Origin of the sequence: Streptomyces sp. 6-11-2 (assembly GCF_006540305.1) — a bacterium.
In the GTDB taxonomy this organism is placed as follows: Bacteria; Actinomycetota; Actinomycetes; order Streptomycetales; family Streptomycetaceae; genus Streptomyces.
Genome location: NZ_BJOR01000002.1, coordinates 257061 through 279436 on the forward strand (window position 1 = coordinate 257061; position 22376 = coordinate 279436).

Sequence of the window (22376 nt, forward strand, 5' to 3'; positions counted from 1 at the left end):
GGAGAGGAGGTGTGCGGGTCAGGCGTACCGGGCGGACGGGAAGGCGGCGGTGGGCGTGGGCGATGGACCGGCGGTAACCGGGTCCCTTAGGGCCAGTCCGGACCACAGGTGGTCGAGGTCCACCCGGCCGGAGGCTGCCGACGACCCGAACAGGGCCCGGACCCGGGTGTCGTCGAAGCGCCGTCGGTGGGTCAGGTAGGCCGTCAGACCCGGGTAGAAGTCCACCAGCGCCTCCAGCGCCGACGGGTCGTCCGGCTTCGTGGCGACCAGGTCGATCGACAACCGGACCAGCCGTTCCAGCAGGGTCACGATCGTCGGCACGGGCACGTCGCGGTCATGGACGACGTGGTACGTGTCGACTCCGCCCGAGGGCGTCAGGCCGGCCAGCCGCACCATGACCTCGGCCGCGTGCTCCACCGGCATCAGGTTCAGATGACCGTGGCGATGACCCACCAACCGGATGCGGGGACGGCCGCCAGGGCCGGCGCTGCGGGGGCCCGCGGACTCGGCGCCGTCGTGATCCGGGCTGCCGGGACCGGCGGTGCGTCGCGCGTCGCGCAGGATCCGCTCGATGACCTGAAGCGGGTGCGAGGGCAGGTCCGGGTGCGGCGGCAGGTCCGTGACCAGGATGCTCGGCCGCAGCACCACGACCGGACGGCGGTGCTCCCGCGACCACGCGTGGACCAACACCTCCGCCTCGTACTTGGAGCGTTCATAGGCGTTCTCGAAGCCGTACGCGTCGTCCAGCTCGTCCTCGTACGCCACCCCCTCGCGCCGACTCCCGGCCACGAACGCGGTACTCACGTGGTGGACCACGGGTCTCGCGCGTCCGGCGGCGGCCAACTCCAGTACGTGGCGGGTCCCTTCGACGTTGGTCCGGCGCAACTCGGGTAGCTCACCCTCAAGGTTGATGCTGCCCGCGCTGTGCCAGATCGCGCCGAGACCGTCGGCCAACTCCTGGAACGCGCGCCCGGACAGGCCCAGCCCGGGCCGCTCCAACTCGGTCTCCACCACCCGCAGCCGGCCGGGGAGTCCGGCGACGAACGCCTCGGGTTCGCCGGTCAGCGCGAAGAACCGGGTGATGCGGTGCAGCGCGTCGCCCGACCCCGCGTGGGCCAGGACCGTCACCGACCGGTGTGTGTCGAGCAGGCGGCGCAGCAGGCGCAGTCCGAGGAATCCGGTGGCGCCGGTGAGGGCGACGTGCATGACCTTGGCTCCAAGGGCTCCGAAAAGGGACAGGACCACGACCGCGTGCGAGGGCGGTGAAGACTGGGCCGCTGCGGCGGCCGGGGAGGGGGGTGCAGCCGACCGTCCCATGGCGCGGCATGACACCGGCGGGCGCGGCCTGATGATCGCCGACGCAAGGCACACAGTGTCAGACGGTGGACGGTGCCGGAGCTTCTGAACCCGTCGGCTCACCTGAACGGATGACCCGGGCCACGGTCTGTGCGTGTCCCGGACGGCCCTTGAAAGCCCCCGTCGCGAGCCAGGGCGCCCGGCCGTAGGGACGCGACGGAGCAGCCGCGACCGAGCGGGCCACTGGGAGGACTGTCCTCCCTTCGGGTGATCCCGCCGGCGGTGGTGGAGAGGCGGTTCCGGGTGGTTCCGCCTCGCCGCCGGCGGGCGGTGCGGGGCGTCGAGCCCGGTGGGGCAGGGGGGAGCGCGTACTCCCGGCGCGGGGGAAGCCCGTGCTCCGGTGCGCCTGCGGGCGCGTACGGCCGCTCACCACCGCCGGATATAAACCGTGTTGATCCAGGCCGAGGTGACGCGTTCGGCGCCGCCACGGATCCGTACTCGTCGGCGGCCCTTCTGATCGGTGATCCATCCCGCGGTCGGTCGGGATGGCCGACGGCCCGGCCTCGCCCCGCCTGCCCGTCCCTCGGCACGAATGGAAGTTCCCCGATGCCCGAATCCGTTGAGCCGGCCCAGTCCGTTCCCTGCCCCAGCCGCCCCACCCACACGGTCGACCGGGCCTTCCTCAGCATGGAACGCCGCCACCCCGACGTCCGCTGGGACGCCGGCGGCGTCGCGTATCTGAGCGGTCCGCCCCCGAGCCTGGCGGACCTCCGCGCCTACGTGGGCTTCCGCCTGGGGCGGCTGCCCCTGCTCACGAGCCGGGTCGAGGGCGGCCCACGGCGCCCCCGGTGGCGGCCGGACGCCGACTTCAGCATCGACCGGCACGTCCACGAGGTCGTCGCGGAGGGCCCCGAGGGGTGGGACGCCGCCCTGCACACCGCGCTCAACGCGTCCTTCACGCCCGGCACTTACTGGGGAGTCTGGCTGGTCCACGGCCACGCGCCCGACGAGTACGCCCTGTGCTACCGCTTCCACCACGCCTGCCAGGACGGTTCGGCCGCCGCCATGACGTTCCGCGCCATGCTGGGCGAGGGGGAGGCCTCGGCCCGCCCGGTGCCGGGGAAGGGCCGCCTGACCGGTCTGCCCCGGCGGGTGGGCACGGCCGTCGGGCTGGCCGCGAAGTTCGTGGCCGGCTCCCTCGCGGTCCGCGGTCACCGTCCGGCCGTCCCCTTCGTTCCCACGGGAGAGCGGCGGTTGTGGCGGGGCCGAGTCCCGGCGGACGCCCTCCGCCGGATCGGCGCGGCACGTGGCGGATCGGCCCATGACGCCCATCTGGCCGCGCTCGGGGGGGCGTTGTCGGCCTGGTCGGCCAAGTCCGGTGTACGGCTTCCCCGGGTGACGGCGCTGCTGCCCGTGGACGCACGCCGTCCGGACGAGGAACAGACCTGGGGCAACCGCTGTTTCGCGCTGCCGCTGGAGCTGCCCGTACGGACCGCCGCGGAACGCGGCACAAGGCCTCAGGACGGCGACGCGCCCCTGCGGCGGCTGGAGCACGTCATGGCGACGACCCGGAAACTGCGGGGGGAGGCCTGGCGGCAGGCGATTCAGGACCTGGTGTGCCACATGCCGGACCGCCCGACCGAGTGGTACCTGCGAAGGATGCTCTCCCCGCGCGTCACCCAGGTCATGGCCACGTCCATGCCGGTCGCCGACAAGGGCAGCCTGGGGAACACCCAGGTGACGGGGGTCGCCCTGCTCCCCCTGCTCGTGCCCGGACATCTCTTCGGAGTGGGCCTGTCGTTCTTCGGCAGCTGGGCCGAGGTGGCCTTCGTGTCCGACCGCGCCCTTCCGCTCGGGGAGCGGCTTCCGGAACTGTGGGAGCAGGCCGTCGGTGAGCTGGAGGGGGCCGTGGCCCCGGAGTGACTGAACCGGCACCGGGGGCCGTACCCAGCGCTTGCGTGCGGCCCCCGGGCCAACCGATCGTGTCGGAGCGCCACTTCGCGTCCCGCGCGGCGGCGCCCGGCCCGAGCGGAGCGGATCACACGGCGTCGGCCGCCGGGGCGGAGCCGGTCACGGCGGACAGGGCCGGGACGGCGCCGGGTGCGCGACGCCTGCCCGCCCGGCGTTCCCGGCGGAGAGCCCTTCGGTAGGAGCGGAAGTCGACTTCGATCCCGTGGCGGTAGGTGGACACGTACGTCCTGCGATGGCGGCGCCACTCACGCGCGATCGCCCGCGTCATGTCCGCCGGTGACGGCAGGGCGACCGCGCCCTCGATCAGCTCGGCGATCCATTCCGCCTGCGGTTCGAGCAGCGGGAAGGCCGCACCGGAGGGCTGCGCGAGCCCCATGAAGTAGAGCCCGGGGATGCGTGGCGGGATCGTACGCAGATAGAGCTCCGTACGGCCGTCCGGGGCGGCGAACAGGGAGGGCTCCAGGAAGGGGAAGGAGATCTTGTACCCGGTGGCGTACACCACGGCGTCCACCGGCTCACGGCTGCCGTCCGTGAAGGCCGCCGTGTCCGGGCCGAAGGAACGGACACCGGGCTTCGGCGTGACCGCGCCACGGGACAGCTGGACGAGGAGTTCGTCGGACGTGGACGGGTGGCGTGCGAGCGGCCCGCGGTCCGGTTCGGGGAGCCCGTAATGAGCCGGGGCACCACGGGTGAGCCGCAGGAGGAGCCGCAGCGCGGGGTCCTTGAGGAACCGCGGGACATCGGACAGCGGGCTCCACACCAAGTGGTCCGCCGGACGACCGAGCAGCATCTTGGGGAACAGATGCGCCGCGTCGCGCGCGGACAGGAACGTCCGCGCCGCCGTGCGCGAGATCTCCGCCGCGATTTCGCACGCGGAGTTGCCCATGCCGATCACCAGCACCCGCAGACCGGTGTACGGGTCAGGGGTGCGGTAGTCGTGCGAGTGGATCGCGGTCCCCTCGAACTCCTCGGCACCGGGCACGGCGGGGGCCGGGAGCCGCGGGTCCCAGTGGTGCCCGTTGGCCACCACCACCTCGGAGTAGCGCCGCGTCTCCTCGGCCGCGTCGGCGCGGCGCCGGCAGACCACCTCCCAGCCGCCGCCGTCCAGGGGCCGCACCGAAGTGACCTCCGTGCCGCACACGATGTGGCGGTGCAGGCCGAACGACGCGGCGTAGTCCTCCAGATAGGCCAGGACCATGCTGTGGTGCGGAAAGACCGGGCTGGTCTCCGGCATGGCCAGGGAGGAGAAGGACATGCTCTCCTTCGAGATGTTCGCGTGCAGTGACGCGTACACCCCCGACATGCCGTTGTCGTTGCCGTACCGCCAGAGTCCGCCGATGCCGGACCCGGCCTCGAAGCAGTCGAACGGGACGTTCCGCGAGGCGAAGACCTTGCTCGCGGCCAGGCCGGACGGGCCGGCGCCGATCACACATGTTCTCCGCATGACTGACCGACCTTCCTGGACCGGGGCGAAACCCGGGCGGGCGGACCTGCCGACACCCCCGGTGCCGGCCACGCTAGCCGCCCCGCCTGTCCCGAAAGCCGCTTCCGCCGGCCGAAACCGCCGCAGGCGTGACGCGGTGCGCGCCGGATTGACGCCGTGCGCCGGAACCGCTCCCGGCTCCGTTTCCCCTGTACCGCCTGCTCGTTGGGCACGAGCGGCCCGGTTCCGCCACCGACTCGCAGGACGCGGACCGGTTCCGCGGCCATCCACCACACCTGGCACGACGGAGCAGCGCGATGGACGTCACAGATGTGCACCACTCCTACCGGCAGCACACAGTTCTACGGGGCGTCGACCTCCGGCTGCCGCCCGGAGTCCTGGCCGGGATCGTCGGGGAGAACGGCGCCGGAAAGACGACGCTGCTGAGGATCCTCTCCGGTGAACTCGGGCCGGACCGGGGCGCGGTGCGCCACAGCGGGAGGTTCGGCTACTGCCCGCAGTCGGTGGTCCTGGACGACTCCTTCACCGTCCGCCAGCACCTGGACTTCTTCCGGCACGCCTTCGGTCTCGCGGACCTTCGGCGGGCCGAGGAAGTGATGGAGGCGCTGGCCTTCACCGAGTACCTCGACCAGCGTGCGGGTCTGCTGAGTGGGGGTTCACGGCAGAAGCTGAACCTGACCCTCGCGCTCATGCACGACCCGGACGTACTGCTGCTGGACGAGCCCTATCAGGGCTTCGACTGGGAGACGTATCTGCGCTTCTGGGAGCTGGCGACCAGGCTGCGCGACGCCGGACGTTCGGTGCTGGTCGTCTCGCACCTGGCGTACGACATCGACCGGCTGGACGAGTTGTGGCGCCTGGAGAACGGGCGCCTCCACCGCCAGGACCGGTGCGCGGAGGTGGCGGCATGAGACGGCACTGGTCGCTGTTGACCACGGCCTCCCGGTACGCGCTGATCGGTCACGCCCGCAACCGGTTCGCGATGCTGCTCGTGGTGGTGTACATCCCCGTATGGATCGCCCTGGCCTACCTGACCATTCCCGACCGCCCGGCGCCGTTCCGGCTGCGGGCCACGGGCGAGGTCCTGACTCCCCCCGGCAACCATCTCACCCAGATCACCGGCGCGCTGAATGCCGTCACCCTGATCGCCGGGTTCATGATGTTCGCCGCCACCTTCACGGGTGGTGCCTTCGACCGGCGCCTGGCCATGGCGGGGTACCCGCGCCACCACCTGGTCCTCGCCAAGCTCTCCGCGCTCACCCTCGTCTGCGCCGCCATCGCCGCATACGCCACGGCCGCCGCCGGCTTCGCCTGGTCCCCCCGGCAGCCCCTCATGCTCGCCGCCGCGCTGTTCTGCGCCGCCCTGACCTACGGCGCGCTCGGAGTGGTCTTCGGCTCGGTGCTCCGCCGCGAGGTGGAGGGCATGTTCGCCATCCTGATGATCAGCGTCATCGACGTCGCCCTGCAGAACCCCCTGTCCAGTTCGGGGTCGGACAGCGCCGTCGTGCGCTTCCTGCCGTCGTACGGAGCCGTGCAGGCCAGCATGTCCGCGGCGTTCTCCAACGCACCGGTGGCCCAGGGTCTCGCGATCCAGTTGATCTGGCTGACGGGGGCGGCACTGGCGGGGTTCATGGTCTTCCGCCGCCGTACCCGCGACGCGCTGCCACCGGGACGGGCGGCCGTGTCCTGCGGGGCCAATGATCGTTCTGTAACCGGGTGTTGATTCACCCCGAACCATCACATTCTTCATGCGAGGAGCACACCCCCATGACCCTGTCGCGTACCGTCCAGCGCACGGTCCTCACCGCGGCCCTCCTGTCCGCCTCCGCCCTGGCCTTCCCCGCCTCCGCTCAGGCGGCCCCGCTGCCGCCCGCGTGTCAGGAGGCGTTGCTCACCACCCTCGACAAGTTCCCGGTCACGGACTTCACGGTCCCCGACAAGGTCCAGAACGCCATGCTGGTCGAGGTCATGAACCTGAGCGACGCCGACCAGCAGGCCATGACCCAGGAGGCGTGCGCGGCCTGGAACAACTGGGCCACCAAGAACGGCCAGGCGGTGGCCACGGACCTGGACACCCGCTACCGGAACGCCGCCGGGCCCGCGTGCAACAAGTTCACCACCTCCGCCATCGGGGTGATCAAGAAGTACGCTCCGAACATCCCCGCTCAGACAAGGGAGTTGGAGAAGGTGGCCAAGAAGGTCTGGCAGAACACCATGCAGAAGCTCTCCGTGGAGGCCACCAACGCCGACTGCCGCAAGGCCTACAACGGGGTCAAGACCGGCTGGTAACAGGACCCGGCGGACGAGGCCCTCGTCCGCCACCCTGACATTTCCGTCCGCCGTCCGACCGCCAGCCCCAGCCGGCCGCATCGAATCCGGCCGCGCCGAACCCGGCCGCCCGCAGGGGAGTCGAGGCGGTGGCTGTGGTTGATATCGAGCACGCGCACCCAAGAGCTCCACTGCTCACGAGCCAGGCAGGGGGCAGGACAGCCAGCGGTAGCCAAACGAGTTTCACAATCCCCCGGGTGCATGGCTATGCGCAGCCGACGCCGTCGCCGTCTCGGTCGCGGGACCCACCGCAGTCAGGGCGCGGCTGCTGGAGAGTCCGGGAGGACTCGAAACCTTGGGCCACGTCAACTCCGCGAAGTTCATCGCCAGGCAGCTGCCGGTGCCGCACGAGACTCATCTTCGCGGGGAGCCGGCACACGAGCTGCCGGCCATGGCACATGCGCCTCGACGTCGGTGAATTGCTGCGTTCCTGGGTCCGTGCCCTTGGGGCCCGGGGCACGGCATGCGCCCCGGGCCTGTCGTTCCTGCGGGGTGACCGGCGGGATGGACCCGCCTGACGGACCGTCGTGTGCGGGAGGCGGCGGTCAGTCGGCGATGCGCAGCAGCAGCTTGCCCGTGGACGTGCGCCCGCCGATGAGCCGGTGTGCGCCGGCCGCGTCCGACAGGGGAAACTCGGCGGTGACGGGAAGGGCGACCACTCCGTCGCAGACGGTGCGCAGGGCGCGTTCGGTGAGCGCACGCAGGGCGTCGGGTGCGGACTGGGCGAGGGCGAGCACGGAGAAGCCCGCGACGGAGAGGCCCTGCGCGTACAGCTCGCCCTGCCCGGCCCGCCAAGGCTCGGCGCCGCCGGCGTTGCCGAAGGACACCAGGCGCCCGAAGACGGCCAGTGCCTCCAGGCCGCGGCGCAGCGTGTCGCCGCCCACCGGGTCCAGGACCAGGTCGACGCCCCTGCCGCCGGTCGCTCGGCGGACGTCCGCCTCGAAGGTGTCGGGCCGGAACACCTCGTCGTAGCCATACTTGAGTGCGTAGTCGGCCTTGGTGTCGCTGGAGGCCACTCCGTACACCGCGCCGGCGCCCGCTGCCCGGGCCAGCTGCCCGACGGCCGTGCCGATGCCTCCCGCCGCGCCGTGCACCAGCACGCTTTCCCCCGCCCGCAGCCGCCCCACCTCGTGGACCAGGGCGTGCGCGGTCGGCAGCACGGTCGGCAGCGTGGCCGCGGTCCGAAGGGCCAGCCCGTCGGGCAACGGGAAGACCCTCGCGGCCCCCGCGAGTACGACCTCGGCGTAGCCGCCGCCGTCGACGAGCGCGGCGACCTCCTGCCCCGCCCGCAGACCCTCGACGCCCTCCCCGACCGCCCGGATGCGCCCTGAGACCTCCAGGCCCGGACGGTAGGGCAGCGACACGACTCGGTACCCCTCGGCACGTGCCTTGACGTCCGCGAAGTTCACCCCCGCCCAGACGGCCTCGATGGCCACCTGGCCAGGGCCCGGCTCGGGTTCCGCGGTCTGCACGATCCGTAGCACCTCGGGACCGCCGTACTCCTGGAACTCGACCGCACGCATACGCAACCCCACCCCTCCATGAGTGTTCAACCGGAAGCGAACACTAACACTGTACGATGGTCATCGAACACTGGGTGAAGGAGGACATCGGAATGTCGGACCAGACTGAAGGCGCAAGTCACCGCCCCGCGCCCGTGCACACACACCCCGACGACGTCCCGCTTCTCACCGCCCTGTCCGCGATCGCGGATCCCGTGCGCATCCAGCTGATCCGCGACCTGGCCAGCCACCCCGACTGGGCGCTCAGCTGCAGCAACTTCGACGTACCGGTCGGCCGGGCCGCAAAGAGCCACCACTTCTCGGTCCTGCGCGACGCCGGCCTGGTCGAGCAGCGCGACCACGGCCCCAAACGGCTCAACCGGTTGCGCCGCGAGGAGTTCGACGCCCGCTTCCCCGGCCTCCTCGACCTGACCCTCCGCGGCGACGACGCCGAGTAGCCGCGGCCGGCTCCCCCACGTGGCCGTCCGCCACCGGGGCCGTCTCGGCGGCTGCTGCCGCCGGGTGCCACCAGGCCGGTGACCTCGGCGATCGCCTCCGCCGAGGGATGGAAGTAGCGCCGTACGGATCGCGTGCGGGCCGTGCATGCCAGGCAGAACCCTCCATGTGGGCGCACATGAGGTTCCCCCGGAAGCCTGCCCGGAGGATGCGCCGTCCGGGCACCGGCGATGCGGTGGAACGCCGTGTCAGTGGTCGTGTCAGGGGCGTGACAGATGGGTGTCAGGCCCGGCGGGAACGGTGGGGGCATGAACAATTCGGCGATCGCGGTTTCAGGGCTGCGGAAGGCTTATGGCGACAAAGTCGTGCTGGACGGCATCGACTTCGATGTCGCCCCAGGATCGGTATTCTCCCTGCTCGGCCCGAACGGAGCGGGCAAGACGACGACGGTGAACGTCCTGACGACGTTGACGCAAGCCGACGCCGGGACGGTGCGCGTCGCCGGGCACGACGTGGTGACCGCGACCAAGAAGGTGCGCGCGGTCATCGGCGTGACGGGTCAGTTCGCCGCGGTGGACGAGCTGCTGACGGGCCGCGAGAACCTTCAGCTGATGGCGGACCTGAGGCGGGTGCGCTCCGCTGACCGCGTCGTCGCGGGACTGCTGGAACGGTTCGACCTGCTGGAGTCGGCGGACAAGCCGGCGTCGGCCTACTCCGGCGGTATGCGCCGGAAGCTGGACCTGGCGATGACGCTGGTGGGCAACCCGCGGATCATCTTCCTGGACGAGCCGACGACGGGTCTCGACCCGCGCAGCCGGCGCACGATGTGGGGGATCGTCCGCGAGCTGGTGGCCGACGGCACCACCATCTTCCTCACCACCCAGTACCTGGAAGAAGCCGATCAGCTCGCCGACCGGATCGCGGTGCTCGACCAGGGTCACCTGGTCGCCCAGGGCACCCCCGAGGAGCTCAAGCGCCAGGCCCCCGGCAGCCACGTCCGGCTCCGGTTCACCGACCTCTACCAACTCGGCGCGGCGGCACGGGTCCTGACCGGCGCCACACGGGACGACCAGGAACTGACCTTGCGCGTTCCCAGCGACGGCGGGTCCAAGTCGCTGCGGGCCCTGCTGGACAAGCTCGACGAACACACCATCAGCGCAGCGGAGTTCTCGGTGCACACGCCGGACCTCGACGACGTGTTCCTCGCCCTGACCGGACGGGTCAGCATGAACACGAGCACGGAGGCGATCGCGAAATGAGCAGTGTCTCGACGTCGTTCGGCGACGCGGCGATCATGCTGCGCCGCAACTTCAAGCACACGGCCCGGAATCCGGTCACAGTGTTCCAGGCGGTCCTGTTTCCCATCGTGATGATGCTCATGTTCGTCTACGTGTTCGGCGGCGCCTTCAAAGTCGAGGGAAAATACGTCGATTACGCGGTGCCGGGCCTGATGGTGATGGCCATCACCTACGGGTTGGGGCCGACCGCGGCGGCCGTGAACGGCGACATGACGAAGGGCATCATCAACCGGTTCAAGGCCATGGACGTCTCCCACGGCGCCGTGCTGGCCGGTCATGTCGTCTCCACCACGGTGCGCAGTCTGATCGCCGACGCGGCCATCATCGGCGTCGGCTTCGCGATGGGATTCCGTCCGCATGCGAGCTTCCTCCAGTGGCTCGCCGCGATCGGCATCATGCTGCTGCTCGCCTTCGCGACCAGTTGGCTCACGGTCGCCATGGGCCTGGGTGCGAAGACCGCTGAGTCGGCGGGCCTGGCCACCGTGCCGCTGATCATGCTGCCGTTCCTGAGCAGCGCGTTCGTGCCCGCCGACACGATGGGGACCGGCGTGCGGCAGTTCGCGGAGTACCAGCCTTTCACCCCGATCATCGAGACGCTGCGCGGGCTGCTGGCGGGCAACCCGTCGAGCGGCGACGCGATCGCGGCCCTCGCCTGGTGCGTCGGGCTCGCCCTCCTCGGATACGTGTGGGCGGTCTCCGCGTTCAGGAAGCGAGCGTGACCTCGACCAGTTGAGACCAACTGGTCCGCGTGCCCTCCCGAGCCGCCTCGGCGAACCGCGTGTCGCCGAGGCGGCTTCGCACGGCCTGCTCGATCCGGGCGGTGTCCGGCTGGGAGCGGTCCTCGAGCCCGCGCACGCCGAGGCTCGCCCCGAGCAGCCGCGCGGCCTGCTCGTGCTCACCGCGGCGCAGGGCCAGGTCGGCGACCCCGACGAGTACCTGCGCGAGCAGCGGCGCGTACCCCGCCTCGGACGCCGCCTCGCAGGCTGCCGCGCGGTGTGCGCGGGCCTCGCCGAGGTCGTCGGCGAGGTAGCCGAGCAGGTCGTGCGTCCCCGCGCGGACGTTCGCCCTCTCCGCTTCGTCGCCCAGCAGGCCCGTCGCGACGCCGAGTTGCCCGCGCGCCTCCGCGGCGTCGCCGCCCCACCGGGCGAGTGCCGCCTTCGCGAGGGCCAGTTCGGCCAGCGCGTCCGGCCAGGTGACCCGCTCCGCGCACCGCTCGGCCTCGGCGATGGCGGCCGCACTGGCGGCCTCGTCGCCCAGCAACCAGTACAACTGCGCCTGCCGCGACCGCATGTGGATGACGTCCTCGATGGCACCGACCTCGGTGACGACCGCGATCGCCTGCTCGTAGTGCTCGCACGCACCGGCGAACCCGCCGCGCACGGCGGTCCGCTCCGCCAGCTCGATCAGGGCGAGCGAGATCCCGAACCGCTCGCCGAGCGCCCGGAACTCGGCGAGCGCCGTCTCCAGGTACGCGTCCGCGTTGCGCGTGTCCTGGCCGAGCACGATCCGCATCTTGCCCAGGTGCCACCGGGCCAGTGCGCGCACCCAGGGGTCCTCGTCGTCCAGCAGCGGTTCGAACGCGGACAGGGACGCCTCGGGCGCCCGCAGCAGGCGCTCCAACGCCTCGACGAGCCCGATGTGCGGATGGCGGCGCCCGCCGAGCCGACTGAGCCGGTGCGCCTCGTGGATCCACTCCGCGGCCTGGCGCTCGTCGTTGCGCCCGGAACTCACGAACAGCACCATCAGCGCGTACACCGTGGCCCGCACATCGTCGTGCACCTCACCGGGCGTCCTGGCGGCCGCAGTGATCAGTTCGATGCCCTCGGTCCTGTGCCCGCCGAGCCACCAGTACCAGCCGGCGCCGGCCGCGAGCCGCATCGCCGCCGGCGCCTCGTCCGCCGCGAGTGCGCCGCGCATCGCGGCACCGATGTTGTCGTGCTCGGCCCCGAGCGTGGCGAGCCACTCCAGTTGCTCGGCGCGGCGCAGGTGCGGCTCCGCGGTCTCGGTGAGTTCGGTGAAGTAGGCCAGGTGTGCGTGGCGGGCCCGGTCCGATTCCCCCGCGTCCGCGAGCCGGTGCCCGGCGTACTCCTTGATCGTGCCCAGCATGCGGTAGCGCGGGGCGCTGTCGCCCTCGGTGAGCAGCAGCGACTTCTCGGTCAGCGCGGTGAGCAGATCGAGTACCTGCTCCCGCTCGACCGCGTCGCCCGCGCAGACCCGTTCGGCCGCTTCCAGACTCGCCCCGCCGGTGAACACCGAGAGCCTGCGCAGAACCATCCGCTCGGCCTCGGTGAGCAGTTCCCAGCTCCAGTCGACCACCGCGCGCAGCGTCCTGTGCCGTGGCAACGCGGTGCGGCTGCCACTGGTCAGCAGGCGGAACCGGTCGTCGAGCCGGTTGGCCAACTGGCCGATGGGCATGGTGCGCAACCGCGCCGCGGCCAGTTCGATCGCCAGTGGCATCCCGTCCAGCGCCCGGCAGACACGCACCGCCGTCGCCAGCGTGGAGGCGTCGACCGTGAGATTCCGGCGCACCGCTCCGGCCCGGTCCCGCAGCAGCTGGACGGCGGGCGAGGACTCGATCCGACCCGGGTCCGCGTCCCCCTCCGGCAGGGCCAGCGGCTCGACCAGCCACAGCGCCTCCCCGGTGATGCCGAGCGGTTCCCGGCTCGTCGCCAGGATCCGCAGCCGCCGGCACTCCCCGAGCACCCGGTGGGCGAACACCGCCGCCGACTCGATCACGTGCTCGCAGTTGTCCAGGATCAGCAACGCCTCCCGCTCGCGGACCGCGGCGATGAGCCGGTCCGTCGGTTCCGCGTTCGGGGTCTCGCCGAGCAGGGCGTCCCGCAGGCCCAGCCCGGAGAGCGCCGACTGCGCCACGTCGCCCTCCGCCCCGATGGCGGCCAGCTCCACCAGCCAAGCCCCGTCGGGCAGTTCGCCGAGCAGCGTGCGCGCGGTCTCCGTGGCCAGCCTCGTCTTCCCCGAGCCACCCGGGCCGATCACGGTGGTGAGCCGGTGCCCGGCTATCAGCTCACGGACCGCCGCGACATCGGCGCCCCTGCCGACGAAGGTGGTCAGCTCGGCGCGCAGATTGGTCTTGCGACTCGGCTTCTCCTGCCGCAACTCGCCCCGCAACAGCGCGACATGCAACGCGGACAGCTCCGGCGAGGGGTCGACGCCCAGCGTGTCGGCCAGGGCCTCCCTCGCGCGCTGGTACGCCAGCAGCGCCTCACTGTCGCGACCGGCCGCGACGAGGGCGCGCATCAGCGCGGCGACGAGCCGTTCCCGTACCGGGTGCGCGGCCACCAGGTCGGTCAGCTCCGTGACCATCTCCGCACCGCGCCCCAGGGAGACCTCCGCGTCGACCCGCTCCTCGGTGGCGGACAGGCGCAACCCCTCCAGCCGTACGACCGCGGCGTCGAACGCGGCGCTGTCCTGAAGACCGATGTCCTGCAGGGCCGCACCTCGCCACAGCTCAAGGGCCTCGCGCAGCGGCCGCACCCGCCGGGAGGCGTCCTCGGCGCGGGCCTCGCCCGCGCCGACGAGGCGCTCGAACCGCACGGCGTCGACGGCGTCGGGCTCCACCGCCAACCGGTAGCCGTCCGTCAGCCCGTCGACCACGCCGCCCGGCAGTACCTTCCGCAGCCGGGAAACCAGGCGTTGCAGGGCGTTCGTCGCGTCGGCGGGCGGGTGCTCACCCCAGATCCAGTCGATGAGCGACGCCTTCGGGACCACATGACCCGGCTTGAGCGCGAGGGCGACCAGCAGTCCGCGCAACCGCGCGCCCGGCACGTCGACCAAGAGGCCGTCGTCCGTGCGTACCTCCAATGGACCCAGGATCCCGATCTGCACCCGCTGATTTTGCCATGGGCGTTCGGCAGGCATCTCCGCGCCGACGTTGCCGCACAGACCGATGGCCGAGCCCCGATTGCGAGGCTGGACCCTACGCTTTCCGGGCCAGTCCGGCAGCGATGAGGCGCTCCCAGACAGTGAGTTCCCGTTCGCCGTTGCCACTCCACGGGCCTTCAGCCATGTCGGGACGCCACAGGGGTGCGGGGACGATCCCGGGGTCGAGGATCTCCAGTCCGTCCAGCAGGGACTCGATCTCCTCGTCGGAGCGCCACCGTCCGCGGCCGAAGGTCCGCTGGAGGACTCCCTCGGCCTCCGCTGTCTCCGGGTTGTTGCCGGAACGGAAGTGGCTGACGAAGAAGTAGCTCCCCGAGGGCACGTGGTCGCGCCAGTGGCGGACGATCCCAGCCGGGTCCTCCTCGTCGTTGACGTGATGGAGGATGGCGCTGAACACGACGGCGACGGGGCGATCGAAGTCGATCAGCTCCAGGGTGTCCGGGTGGGTACGGACGTCCTCGGGGTTCCGTACGTCGACCGGGACGACCCGGGTCCGGTCGTTCTCCTCCAGCAACGCGCGACCGTGGACCAGCACTTGGGGGTCGGTGTCGACGTACACGACCCGGGACTCCGGAGCGTGGCGTTGCGCGACCTGGTGGACGTTGTCGACGGTCGGAAGGCCACTGCCCAGGTCGATGAACTGTCGTACGCCGGTGGTCGCGACGATCTCCCCGACCGCCCGGGTCAGCGCCGCGCGGTTGGCGAAGGCGATGGCCACCGAACCTGGAAGGTCACGTTTGAACACGTCGCCGATCTCCCGGTCCACGGCGTAGTTGTCCTTGCCGCCGAGCAGGTAGTCGTAGACGCGGGCGATGCTGGGCTTGGTGGAGTCGATGGAGGAGCCTTCATCCGTCATGGTGACCATCCTGCCCGCGACGCCGCCCGCCGACCATCACTTTCAGTCGGCCCAGAGCCGATCGCGGGAGATCCGAGGGCCAGTTGGCAGTCCAGACGGTCCCGCATGGGGACAGGCCGCGGCTGGTGAGCTCCTCCACCCTGTGGATGCGATGCCCACCAGGCTCAGTCCTTACGACCGTCGCTGCGCTGCTGGCGCTTCTTGGTGCGCCTCGTCCGACGATCGACGCAGGCCGCGCACGCCCTCGCCCGGTCTGCCGACGCCGACCGAGAGGCCACTGCCGCGCAGGACGGGCGCGAACAGGCGCAGTTGGCACCGCGGACATCGCTCTCCGCCCCCACTCGGGAATCCGGCCCGCCCGCAGCGAGGGGAACGACGGCCACCGCCCCGTCCGCCTCGGGCGCGGTCATGGCGTCCGGCCCCAAGTGGGCGACCAGCTCGGCGAGTACCTGTCGTGCGAGTATGTCCAGCCCGGGGCGGTACTGCACTAGCCTGGCCGCATGATCGTCTATCCCCTGTGGCACGTGGGCCACCAGAACGAGGCCGGCCCTGACGGGGCAACCGTGCACATCGACGAGGGTGGCGTCTTCATCGACGAGCAGGATGGCGACAACGTCAAGCTGCTGGGCATCTACTCGACCGAGGAGAAGGCCGAGGAACGCATCGTGCGTGCTCGGCTGCTGCCGGGCTTCCAGAACGAGCCCAAGTGCTTCGTCATCGACGCCTACACCTTGGACGACGACACTTGGGAGGACGGCTTCGTACGCGTCCCTCACGGGGAGTAGCCGGACACGGGACATATCCTGTCGGCGCCAGGTGCTGGTTGTGGCGCCGCTTTCGTGAACGAAGAGCGCAACCGCTCGTGGTCAGAGGGGTTGGAGCCGGGTGTGCAGGAGACAGAACTCGTTGCCTTCCGGGTCGGCCAGGACGTGCCAGTTCTCGGCGCCGGTCTGGCCGACGTCGACGGGCCTCGCGCCGAGAGCGAGCAGCCGCTCCAACTCGGCGTCCTGGTCTCGGTCGGTGGGGCTGACGTCGATGTGTAGGGGGAGCTTCCCGGTCCGCGGGTTGCTGCTGGGGCTGAGAACGAGCGTGGGCTGCGGGCCGCCGAAGCCGGCGCCGGGCGGCCCGATCTCGATGCTTCCGTCGTCTTCCCGGCCGAGTTCGACGTACCCGAGGACCTTGCTCCAGAATGCGGCGAGCCGGTCGGGGTCGGCGGCGTCAATGACCAGCTCACTGATGCGGCATGCCATGCCCGTCAGTGTATGCAGCGGGCGCCGCGCCACGCGATCGCGTTTTCAGACGGGACGAGTGCTGTCCGCCGCCGGCGGTTGCCGTGGTGGAGGGGCGCAACTGCCCTTGAGGGAACACGTAGATCCAAACGAATCGGCGCCCTTGGAGAGAGCTTCGCCTACATCGGCGCCACGCTGCGCACATGCCTGGGTGAGAAGGCGAGTCGGGTACCCAAGCGGCGCCTGCCCAGCCTCGTGGTGCGGGCCGGGTGGCCTCGTCGTCCCGGCGCTGCGTGAGATGAGTGGCAGTCTTGGCGTCGTAAGCCACGTCTACGCCGCCCGGGCCCGCCACCGGCTGGCCTCGGCTCCGCGTTCCACCGAGGACGCCGTCACCGTCGGCGGGCAGAGTCTGCTCGACCTCGGTCTGCTCACCACCCGTCGCTGAACAAGCGTCAAGAGGGTCCGGGTGACCCGAGCAGAGACGATCAGGCGGCGACCTGGAGCCGGAAGTGCAGGTCGGTGGCGTTGGCGTGGGCAGGCTGGTGACGGCGAGGATGTGTTCGGTCTTGTGCTCCGCGGACGATGGCGAGGTCTTGGCGACAGGAGCGATGGTGCTGCGTCAAGTCATGTGACACCGAAGCCAACTTTCCGCGCGATCCGAACCCGCGGGTCCGCCACCTCTCTCCTCAGCCACAGGGGAGGCGGGACTTTCGTTACGCACGTGTGAGACGCGGGTCGGCAGACGGATGGCACACTCCTGCGTGCCATGAAGAGATCCTCAATGAAGAAGCGCCTCAGACCCCTGCTGCTGGCGGCCGCGAGCCTGACCGTGACTGTCGCCGCGAGCGCGTGCGGTCCGGCCAACGAGGCGGCCGTGTCGGCGAAGCCCACGGTCGCCGGCGCGGAGCCGTCGACCGGGAGTCCCCTGTCCCCGCAGGCATCGGCGAGTTCGCCGGCGGCTTCCCCGGCGCCCGCATCGTCGCGTCCCACCCCGGCCCGCACCACGTCCACGCCTCCACCGAAACAAGCAATCGTCGAGCACACGGCCGCGCCCCGCACGCGCGCCGCCTGGCCCCGTGTCACCTTCGCCCGGTTGACGTTCGAGATACCTCCGGGCTGGACGCTGACGAAGTACGGCAGCGATGCCTGCGTGCAGCCCGCATACCGAGCCGGGCTGCCCACGACGTTCGGCTGCGCCGGAATCGCCATCAAGTCCGGCTCCATCGCCGGCAACGAACTGCGGCTCTACGAGGCTCGTCAGCCCGGCGGCTGGTACGCGGCCACCGACGTTCAGCCCTGTCCGGTCCGCCCGACCCTCGCGGACGGTTCCTTCAACGGGATCACCAGCGGCACGTCGTCGCCGCCGGTCGAGTCGGGCCTGCGTCCGGTGGGCAGCCGCAAGGCGGCTTACGACCGCTGGACGGCCGCCTGCACGAGCGGCTACCGCTTCTCACCCCAGGCGTGGCACCTGCCCGTCTCCCGGGTGCTCTTCCTGGACTACACGGGGCACGCGGAGACAGCCCGGATGCTGGAGTCGGTCCGCTTCCCCGGCTGATCTTCACCCGGGTCACCGTTGACAGTGGCGCAGGACCGGAACGCGGAGGCAGATTGCGAATCAGGGGCGCTCGAAGCAGGCACCGGGCGTCCCCGACTTCCCTGCATGCCAGCGCCGGACCGGAGTCTGGCGTTGTTCGACACCTTGGCCTCGGCTGGTAAGACACTCCACGCCAACCCTGGCAGACACGACGCCGTGCCGCCGTTCGAAGTGGACAGCTCGCTGCGGTTCTTCGTCCGGGATCTGGGCTGGCACAAGACCGCAGCACTCGCAGAACTCAATGCGCCGGCCGGAACGCGTTCCGGCCGGCGTGGCAGGGGCCGGTCAGATACCGAACGGAGCGGCGTAGTGGACGGTTCCGCTGGGGAGTGGATGGTCGGCGTCGAGGCTGAGTGCCATCAAGGCGTCGTCCGGAACGTCGATGGTCAGGCCGATGCCATGGTCAGAGGCACGGGTGAACCCGAACCGGGGGTAGTAGGCCGGGTGCCCGAGGACGACCACATGGTGTTCACCCAGTGACCTCGCTGCGGTCAGGGCCGCGCTGATGGCCGCGGTGCCCGCACCGGTCCGCTGGTGCTCTGGGCGGACGGCGCAGGGGGCCAGGCACAGGGCCGGTGTGGTGTCGATGTGGCAGCGGGTCAGCAGGGCGTGGCCCACCGGGCGGCCGGCCTCGTCCGCTGCGACGAGGGAGAGGCCCTCGATCGAGGCGGTCGGGTCGGCACGCAGAGCGTCGACGAGGCCGGCCTCCGCCGGCGTGGGGAAGGCGGCGAGGTTGATGTCGCGGACGGCGGCGATCTCGGCGCTGGTTTCGCCGCGTGTGATCCAGGTGTTGCCCATGACGATGGAAGATCCGTTTCAGGAGATGTTCGTGTGAATGCCCCGGGAGCTCACGCTCTCAACCAGGGCGGACAGGAAGGTCAGGCCACGGCCCGGGACGTGAGGGAGACCCGAGCGCTGCGCACGGTGGCCTGGAGCGCGGTCATCAACCTCACCTCCTCGGTGGTTCTCAATCCCTGATCCAGCACGAACACAGCCACAATACAGCGTGCCTGGCGCCTACCCACCGTGACGCCGGCGGGGTGGGCTGGGTGGGTTCAGGCGAGCCAGTCGCTGTAGTGGGTGAGGGCGATACGGGCGTCGCCCTTGGCGGTGATGGCGTCACCGTGGACGGCGGCGAACATGCCCGCGGTGTCATCGGTGACGACTGTGCGGCCGTCGGGGTGGGCGTTCAGAGTGATCCGGCCGAGTTCGTCGAGGGAGAAGACGTCGGGCCCGGCGATGTTGCGGGTGCCGTTCAAAGGAGAGCCGGCCGCGACCTCGGCGACGGTGTCGGAGACGTCCTGGGCGGCGATCGGCTGGATGGGGGTGCTGGGCAGGCGGACGGTGTCGCCCTCGGTGGTCGAGGAGAGAATGGCGTCGATGAACTCCATGAACTGGGTGGCGCGGACGATCGAGTAGGGGATCGGCCCGGCCTTGAGGATGTTCTCCTGCAGGGTCTTGGCCTGGTAGTAGACGAGGTCGGGCACCTGGTCGGTGCCGACGATGGAGAGGATGACGACGTGCCCGACCCCGCCCTTGTGACTGGCGGCCAGGATGTTGTCCATGGAGGTCTGGAAGAACGTCAGGGAAGCCTCGTCGAAGGTCGGGGAGTTCGTGAGGTTGATGACGACGTCGGCGCCGGCCACCGCCTTCTCCAGGCCCTGGCCGCTGATCACGTCCACGCCCGTGGACAGCGAGAGCGGCACGGCTTCATGTCCCGCCGCCTTGAGCTTCTTCACGACCTGCGACCCGATCAGGCCGGTACCGCCGATCACTGCGCACTTCATGGGTCACCTTTCGTCGCGCACCAGCGCGGGTCGTCACCCTGCACAGTGACCCGACCCACGTCGCCAACCACGGGCACGTGATCGCGGGCGGATCACGGCCATGCCTCCAGGTTGCTACGGCGCCGAGCGCTGCGCATGCCGCCCGCAACCATGCCGAGTGGCCGGTGGGGCGGCGGAAGACGGGGCCACGGCCTCGGCTCGCCGGTGAGGAGCATCGGCTGAACGGCTGAACGCAGGCAGTGGCCGGCTGACCGGCCGACATGGCGCATCCGAGCGCGGCTCAGTGGCGCCATCGCGCGGTCGGGTCGGGCATGCCGGACCGTGCGTGGTGCCGCGTCCGGCACTGGTGTGACGTCACTTCTGGATGTCAGTCGGAACTGGCGCTGCTTTCGGATCCTTCACGGAGAGCCGTTGCTGTGGACTGCCGCTGGACAGGCATGCTGGGGGCGTATGGCTGGTGTACGGTCCCACAGCGGCCCAGGTGCATGGACTTCGCAGCTGACGGACAGGGCGGTGACCGGCCCCCTCGAGGAGTGCCCATGTCCCTGCATGAGTTGGCCTTCGCCTACACCATCACCGGGACCCACCCGGGACCGCTGATGGGGCAACCGGCGACCGGCAAGTAGGTGCGCTACCGAAGCCCGGAGACTTCTCGCAAACCCGCGGCGCGTTCTCTCACTCGAATGCTCCGCTCGCCTCACCCTGTCGGCCCTTGCCGTCGGGCCTCTCGCCGCGGATGGAGTAATGCTCGGGCGGTGGGGGCCTCACGGAAAGGAACGCCTGCATGACGGCATCTGTGGTGCTCGGCCTCATACGTCGCACAAGTCGGACCCCCTTCGTGGTCGCTGGGTGCGCGGTGGCTCTGTGTACGTCGGCGACAGCCCCGGCCGCCGCCGACGCCGACGCGAGCGGCAGCAAGCCCACCGTGGTCCTGGTACACGGGGCGTTCGCGGACGCCTCCAGTTGGAACGGTGTCATCGCGCGACTCGAACGCCGCGGCTACACGGTCGTGGCGCCCGCCAACCCGTTGCGGAGTCTGTCCAACGACTCCACTTACATCGCCTCGGTGCTGGACAGCATCAAGGGCCCCATCGTGCTGGTGGGCCACTCGTACGGCGGCGCCGTCATCAGCTCGGCGGCAGCCAGCAACCCACGGGTCAAGTCCCTGGTGTACGTGTCGGCGCAGATGCCCGACAAGGGCGAGAGCGGCGATACGCTGTCCGCCCGGTTCCCCTCTCCACTCGCCTCCGCCACCACATCAGTCCCATTCCGCGCCAACGGCGTCAGCGGAACCGACCTGTACATCCGGCCGGACAAGCTCCACGAGGTCTTCGCCGCCGACCTGCCGGAGAGCACGACGAAGTTGATGGCAGCCACCCAACGGCCCGTCGCGACAACCGCGTTCTCCGAGAAGGCCACGGCGGCGGCCTGGCGGTCCATTCCGTCCTGGGCCCTCGTCGCGAAGCAGGACAGGAGCATCAACCCGGACCAGGAACGCTTCGAGGCGAGGCGCGCCGGTTCTCACACGGTGGAGATCGACTCCTCCCACGTGGCCATGATCTCCCATCCCGACGCGGTCACCGACCTCGTCCTCCAAGCCGCCGCGGCCGCCGACTCCGCCCGCACATCGCCGACGGCCTCCTAGAACGCGGAACCGCGTGCTGCGGGGACCGCAACACCCTTGGCCTGACCGGGCCTTCCAGGAAGAATCCGGCTACGACTGCAGCGCGGGGATGTTCCTGATGAGGGCGTCGAACCCCAGCGGGGGGCGTCCGAGGAGCTCGGCGACGTCGTTCGTGGCCCGGTCGTACCGGCCCTCGGCGTGCAGCCGCGCCATCGTGGCGATGTGCTCGAAGACGTGGGGTGGCAGGTCCAGCTTCTTGAGGTCGTGTTCCAGCCACTCCTCGTACGGCACGTCGACATAGGTCACGGTACGGCCCAGGGCAGTGGAGAACTCGGCCGCGATCGCGGCCATGTCACGGGAGCGCGCCCCGGTCAGCTCATGGACCCGGCCGGACGACGGAGCCGGGTCGAGCAACAGGCGTGCGATGACCTCCGCCACATCGGCTGCGGCGACCGGGGAGGTCCGGGCGGACCCGAACGGGAGGCGAATCGTGCCGTCCCGCAGGATCGAGGCGACGGCGACCCGGGCGAAGAGCGGATTCTCCATGAACACCGTGGGCCGGACGTGGACGACCGGTACCCCCGACCAGTTGAGGACGTGCTCGCCCAGCCAGTGCAGCCGCTGCTGGTGGGACTCGGTATCGCTGGTGAGGTCCATCTGCGAGACCGTCATCTGCGAGATGCTCACCAGCAGATCCAGGTTGTCGTCCTCCCGAGCGGCCGCGGCGACCGTCGTCGCGGCCTCCAGGTAGGAGGGCGACACGCTCATCCCGAAATAAGCCCGGCGGCAGCCCGCCAGCGCCTCCACCACGTCGGCGCCACGGGTGAGGTCGCCGACCACCACGTCCACGCCGGCCATGGCCCGCAGGTCCGAGGTCCGTTCGTCGTCGTGGTGCACGAGAGCCCGGACCGGCACGCCCTTCGCATGCAACCGGTCGAGAACCGTTCGCCCGACTCCTCCGACGCCGCCACCAACGCCAGTGACCAGAATGGGTTGGACGTGCACGGCAATCGCCTCCTGCCTTCCGGACCGGGGCACCCGATCCGCTCGGGACGTTCCCCTGAGGCTGTCCTGTAGATCGCCCACGCAGC

21 protein-coding genes and 1 pseudogene are annotated in these 22376 nt (G+C 70.8%); 13 read left to right on the forward strand and 9 right to left on the reverse strand.

The genetic code is table 11. The features are described from left to right. Positions 1–18: 18 nt before the first annotated feature. Positions 19–1206, reverse strand: coding sequence for an SDR family oxidoreductase (locus TNCT6_RS37290; protein WP_172633287.1), 1188 nt, complete (start codon positions 1204–1206; stop codon positions 19–21). A gap of 696 nt (positions 1207–1902) precedes the next feature. On the opposite strand from TNCT6_RS37290, the gene TNCT6_RS37295 reads away from it, so the two are divergent. Continuing rightward, positions 1903–3219 (forward strand): wax ester/triacylglycerol synthase domain-containing protein, encoded by a 1317-nt coding sequence (locus tag TNCT6_RS37295; RefSeq protein WP_141367553.1) that lies wholly within the window; start codon positions 1903–1905, stop codon positions 3217–3219. A gap of 115 nt (positions 3220–3334) precedes the next feature. Here TNCT6_RS37295 and TNCT6_RS37300 read toward each other — a convergent pair whose 3' ends face one another. Beyond that, positions 3335–4711: an NAD(P)/FAD-dependent oxidoreductase gene (locus TNCT6_RS37300; protein ID WP_141367555.1), complete on the reverse strand. Its 1377-nt coding sequence runs from the start codon at positions 4709–4711 to the stop codon at positions 3335–3337. 296 nt (positions 4712–5007) lie between these two features. Here TNCT6_RS37300 and TNCT6_RS37305 point away from each other — a divergent pair, with 296 nt between their 5' ends. The 3 genes from TNCT6_RS37305 to TNCT6_RS37315 are packed head-to-tail and all read left to right on the forward strand — an operon-like array spanning position 5008 to position 7000. Next, entirely contained in the window at positions 5008–5622 is a 615-nt protein-coding gene (locus TNCT6_RS37305; RefSeq protein ID WP_141367557.1) for an ABC transporter ATP-binding protein, read from the forward strand. Continuing rightward, complete coding sequence (locus tag TNCT6_RS37310; protein WP_141367559.1) at positions 5619–6434, forward strand: ABC transporter permease; 816 nt, start codon at positions 5619–5621, stop codon at positions 6432–6434. Before TNCT6_RS37305 ends, TNCT6_RS37310 begins: the two co-directional genes overlap by 4 nt. A gap of 44 nt (positions 6435–6478) precedes the next feature. Next, positions 6479–7000: a hypothetical protein gene (locus TNCT6_RS37315; RefSeq protein ID WP_141367561.1), complete on the forward strand. Its 522-nt coding sequence runs from the start codon at positions 6479–6481 to the stop codon at positions 6998–7000. A 584-nt stretch (positions 7001–7584) separates the two neighbouring features. Here TNCT6_RS37315 and TNCT6_RS37320 read toward each other — a convergent pair. Next, a complete protein-coding gene (locus TNCT6_RS37320; RefSeq protein WP_141367563.1) occupies positions 7585–8562 on the reverse strand; it encodes a zinc-binding dehydrogenase in 978 nt (325 codons plus the stop codon). A 92-nt stretch (positions 8563–8654) separates the two neighbouring features. On the opposite strand from TNCT6_RS37320, the gene TNCT6_RS37325 reads away from it, so the two are divergent. From TNCT6_RS37325 to TNCT6_RS37335, 3 genes are all read left to right on the forward strand, one after another. Next, entirely contained in the window at positions 8655–8999 is a 345-nt protein-coding gene (locus tag TNCT6_RS37325; RefSeq protein WP_141367565.1) for a helix-turn-helix transcriptional regulator, read from the forward strand. A 306-nt stretch (positions 9000–9305) separates the two neighbouring features. Beyond that, positions 9306–10256: an ATP-binding cassette domain-containing protein gene (locus TNCT6_RS37330; RefSeq protein WP_141367566.1), complete on the forward strand. Its 951-nt coding sequence runs from the start codon at positions 9306–9308 to the stop codon at positions 10254–10256. Then, a complete protein-coding gene (locus TNCT6_RS37335; protein ID WP_141367568.1) occupies positions 10253–11014 on the forward strand; it encodes an ABC transporter permease in 762 nt (253 codons plus the stop codon). The genes TNCT6_RS37330 and TNCT6_RS37335 overlap by 4 nt, the downstream gene beginning before the upstream one ends. On the opposite strand, the gene TNCT6_RS37340 is transcribed toward TNCT6_RS37335, so the two are convergent. Both TNCT6_RS37340 and TNCT6_RS37345 read right to left on the reverse strand, forming a co-directional pair. Continuing rightward, entirely contained in the window at positions 10998–14141 is a 3144-nt protein-coding gene (locus TNCT6_RS37340) for a BTAD domain-containing putative transcriptional regulator (RefSeq protein WP_141367570.1), read from the reverse strand. The genes TNCT6_RS37335 and TNCT6_RS37340 overlap by 17 nt on opposite strands. A gap of 91 nt (positions 14142–14232) precedes the next feature. Continuing rightward, positions 14233–15051 carry an SAM-dependent methyltransferase gene (locus tag TNCT6_RS37345; RefSeq protein WP_141367572.1) on the reverse strand — a complete coding sequence of 273 codons (819 nt, stop codon included), beginning with the start codon at positions 15049–15051 and terminating at the stop codon, positions 14233–14235. 500 nt (positions 15052–15551) lie between these two features. Here TNCT6_RS37345 and TNCT6_RS37350 point away from each other — a divergent pair, with 500 nt between their 5' ends. Further along, positions 15552–15836, forward strand: coding sequence for a hypothetical protein (locus TNCT6_RS37350; RefSeq protein ID WP_141367574.1), 285 nt, complete (start codon positions 15552–15554; stop codon positions 15834–15836). An 81-nt stretch (positions 15837–15917) separates the two neighbouring features. On the opposite strand, the gene TNCT6_RS37355 is transcribed toward TNCT6_RS37350, so the two are convergent. Then, positions 15918–16301 carry a VOC family protein gene (locus tag TNCT6_RS37355; protein ID WP_141367576.1) on the reverse strand — a complete coding sequence of 128 codons (384 nt, stop codon included), beginning with the start codon at positions 16299–16301 and terminating at the stop codon, positions 15918–15920. 277 nt (positions 16302–16578) lie between these two features. Here TNCT6_RS37355 and TNCT6_RS40305 point away from each other — a divergent pair, with 277 nt between their 5' ends. The 3 genes and pseudogenes from TNCT6_RS40305 to TNCT6_RS41460 form a co-directional block, all read left to right on the forward strand. After that, a complete protein-coding gene (locus tag TNCT6_RS40305) occupies positions 16579–16725 on the forward strand; it encodes a hypothetical protein (RefSeq protein ID WP_172633288.1) in 147 nt (48 codons plus the stop codon). 321 nt (positions 16726–17046) lie between these two features. Continuing rightward, positions 17047–17835 carry a hypothetical protein gene (locus TNCT6_RS40310; RefSeq protein WP_172633289.1) on the forward strand — a complete coding sequence of 263 codons (789 nt, stop codon included), beginning with the start codon at positions 17047–17049 and terminating at the stop codon, positions 17833–17835. Positions 17836–17958: 123 nt separating this feature from the next. Continuing rightward, positions 17959–18084 (forward strand): annotated as a pseudogene (locus tag TNCT6_RS41460) (alpha/beta hydrolase); the annotation flags it as partial. Positions 18085–18159: 75 nt separating this feature from the next. Here TNCT6_RS41460 and TNCT6_RS37370 read toward each other — a convergent pair. Next, positions 18160–18672: a GNAT family N-acetyltransferase gene (locus TNCT6_RS37370; protein WP_141367577.1), complete on the reverse strand. Its 513-nt coding sequence runs from the start codon at positions 18670–18672 to the stop codon at positions 18160–18162. Positions 18673–18705: 33 nt separating this feature from the next. Here TNCT6_RS37370 and TNCT6_RS40315 point away from each other — a divergent pair, with 33 nt between their 5' ends. Continuing rightward, positions 18706–18852, forward strand: a complete 147-nt coding sequence (locus tag TNCT6_RS40315; RefSeq protein WP_172633290.1) for a hypothetical protein — start codon at positions 18706–18708, stop codon at positions 18850–18852. A gap of 77 nt (positions 18853–18929) precedes the next feature. On the opposite strand, the gene TNCT6_RS37375 is transcribed toward TNCT6_RS40315, so the two are convergent. Further along, on the reverse strand, positions 18930–19661 hold the full coding sequence (locus TNCT6_RS37375; RefSeq protein ID WP_141367579.1) for an SDR family oxidoreductase: 732 nt from the start codon (positions 19659–19661) through the stop codon (positions 18930–18932). A gap of 784 nt (positions 19662–20445) precedes the next feature. Here TNCT6_RS37375 and TNCT6_RS37385 point away from each other — a divergent pair. After that, positions 20446–21306: an alpha/beta fold hydrolase gene (locus TNCT6_RS37385; protein ID WP_141367580.1), complete on the forward strand. Its 861-nt coding sequence runs from the start codon at positions 20446–20448 to the stop codon at positions 21304–21306. Between the two features lie 69 nt (positions 21307–21375). On the opposite strand, the gene TNCT6_RS41465 is transcribed toward TNCT6_RS37385, so the two are convergent. Then, on the reverse strand, positions 21376–22323 hold the full coding sequence (locus TNCT6_RS41465) for an NAD(P)H-binding protein (RefSeq protein ID WP_308789495.1): 948 nt from the start codon (positions 22321–22323) through the stop codon (positions 21376–21378). Positions 22324–22376 lie beyond the last annotated feature (53 nt).

Bases quoted from the DNA above. Each gene is read 5' to 3' on its own strand.
- TNCT6_RS37290 (WP_172633287.1), bottom strand. From the start codon at position 1,206: ATGCACGTCGCCCTCACCGGCGCCACCGGATTCCTCGGACTGCGCCTG.
- TNCT6_RS37295 (WP_141367553.1), top strand. From the start codon at position 1,903: ATGCCCGAATCCGTTGAGCCGGCCCAGTCCGTTCCCTGCCCCAGCCGC.
- TNCT6_RS37300 (WP_141367555.1), bottom strand. From the start codon at position 4,711: ATGCGGAGAACATGTGTGATCGGCGCCGGCCCGTCCGGCCTGGCCGCG.
- TNCT6_RS37305 (WP_141367557.1), top strand. From the start codon at position 5,008: ATGGACGTCACAGATGTGCACCACTCCTACCGGCAGCACACAGTTCTA.
- TNCT6_RS37310 (WP_141367559.1), top strand. From the start codon at position 5,619: ATGAGACGGCACTGGTCGCTGTTGACCACGGCCTCCCGGTACGCGCTG.
- TNCT6_RS37315 (WP_141367561.1), top strand. From the start codon at position 6,479: ATGACCCTGTCGCGTACCGTCCAGCGCACGGTCCTCACCGCGGCCCTC.
- TNCT6_RS37320 (WP_141367563.1), bottom strand. From the start codon at position 8,562: ATGCGTGCGGTCGAGTTCCAGGAGTACGGCGGTCCCGAGGTGCTACGG.
- TNCT6_RS37325 (WP_141367565.1), top strand. From the start codon at position 8,655: ATGTCGGACCAGACTGAAGGCGCAAGTCACCGCCCCGCGCCCGTGCAC.
- TNCT6_RS37330 (WP_141367566.1), top strand. From the start codon at position 9,306: ATGAACAATTCGGCGATCGCGGTTTCAGGGCTGCGGAAGGCTTATGGC.
- TNCT6_RS37335 (WP_141367568.1), top strand. From the start codon at position 10,253: ATGAGCAGTGTCTCGACGTCGTTCGGCGACGCGGCGATCATGCTGCGC.
- TNCT6_RS37345 (WP_141367572.1), bottom strand. From the start codon at position 15,051: ATGACGGATGAAGGCTCCTCCATCGACTCCACCAAGCCCAGCATCGCC.
- TNCT6_RS37350 (WP_141367574.1), top strand. From the start codon at position 15,552: ATGATCGTCTATCCCCTGTGGCACGTGGGCCACCAGAACGAGGCCGGC.
- TNCT6_RS37355 (WP_141367576.1), bottom strand. From the start codon at position 16,301: ATGGCATGCCGCATCAGTGAGCTGGTCATTGACGCCGCCGACCCCGAC.
- TNCT6_RS40305 (WP_172633288.1), top strand. From the start codon at position 16,579: ATGAGTGGCAGTCTTGGCGTCGTAAGCCACGTCTACGCCGCCCGGGCC.
- TNCT6_RS40310 (WP_172633289.1), top strand. From the start codon at position 17,047: ATGAAGAGATCCTCAATGAAGAAGCGCCTCAGACCCCTGCTGCTGGCG.
- TNCT6_RS37370 (WP_141367577.1), bottom strand. From the start codon at position 18,672: ATGGGCAACACCTGGATCACACGCGGCGAAACCAGCGCCGAGATCGCC.
- TNCT6_RS37375 (WP_141367579.1), bottom strand. From the start codon at position 19,661: ATGAAGTGCGCAGTGATCGGCGGTACCGGCCTGATCGGGTCGCAGGTC.
- TNCT6_RS37385 (WP_141367580.1), top strand. From the start codon at position 20,446: ATGACGGCATCTGTGGTGCTCGGCCTCATACGTCGCACAAGTCGGACC.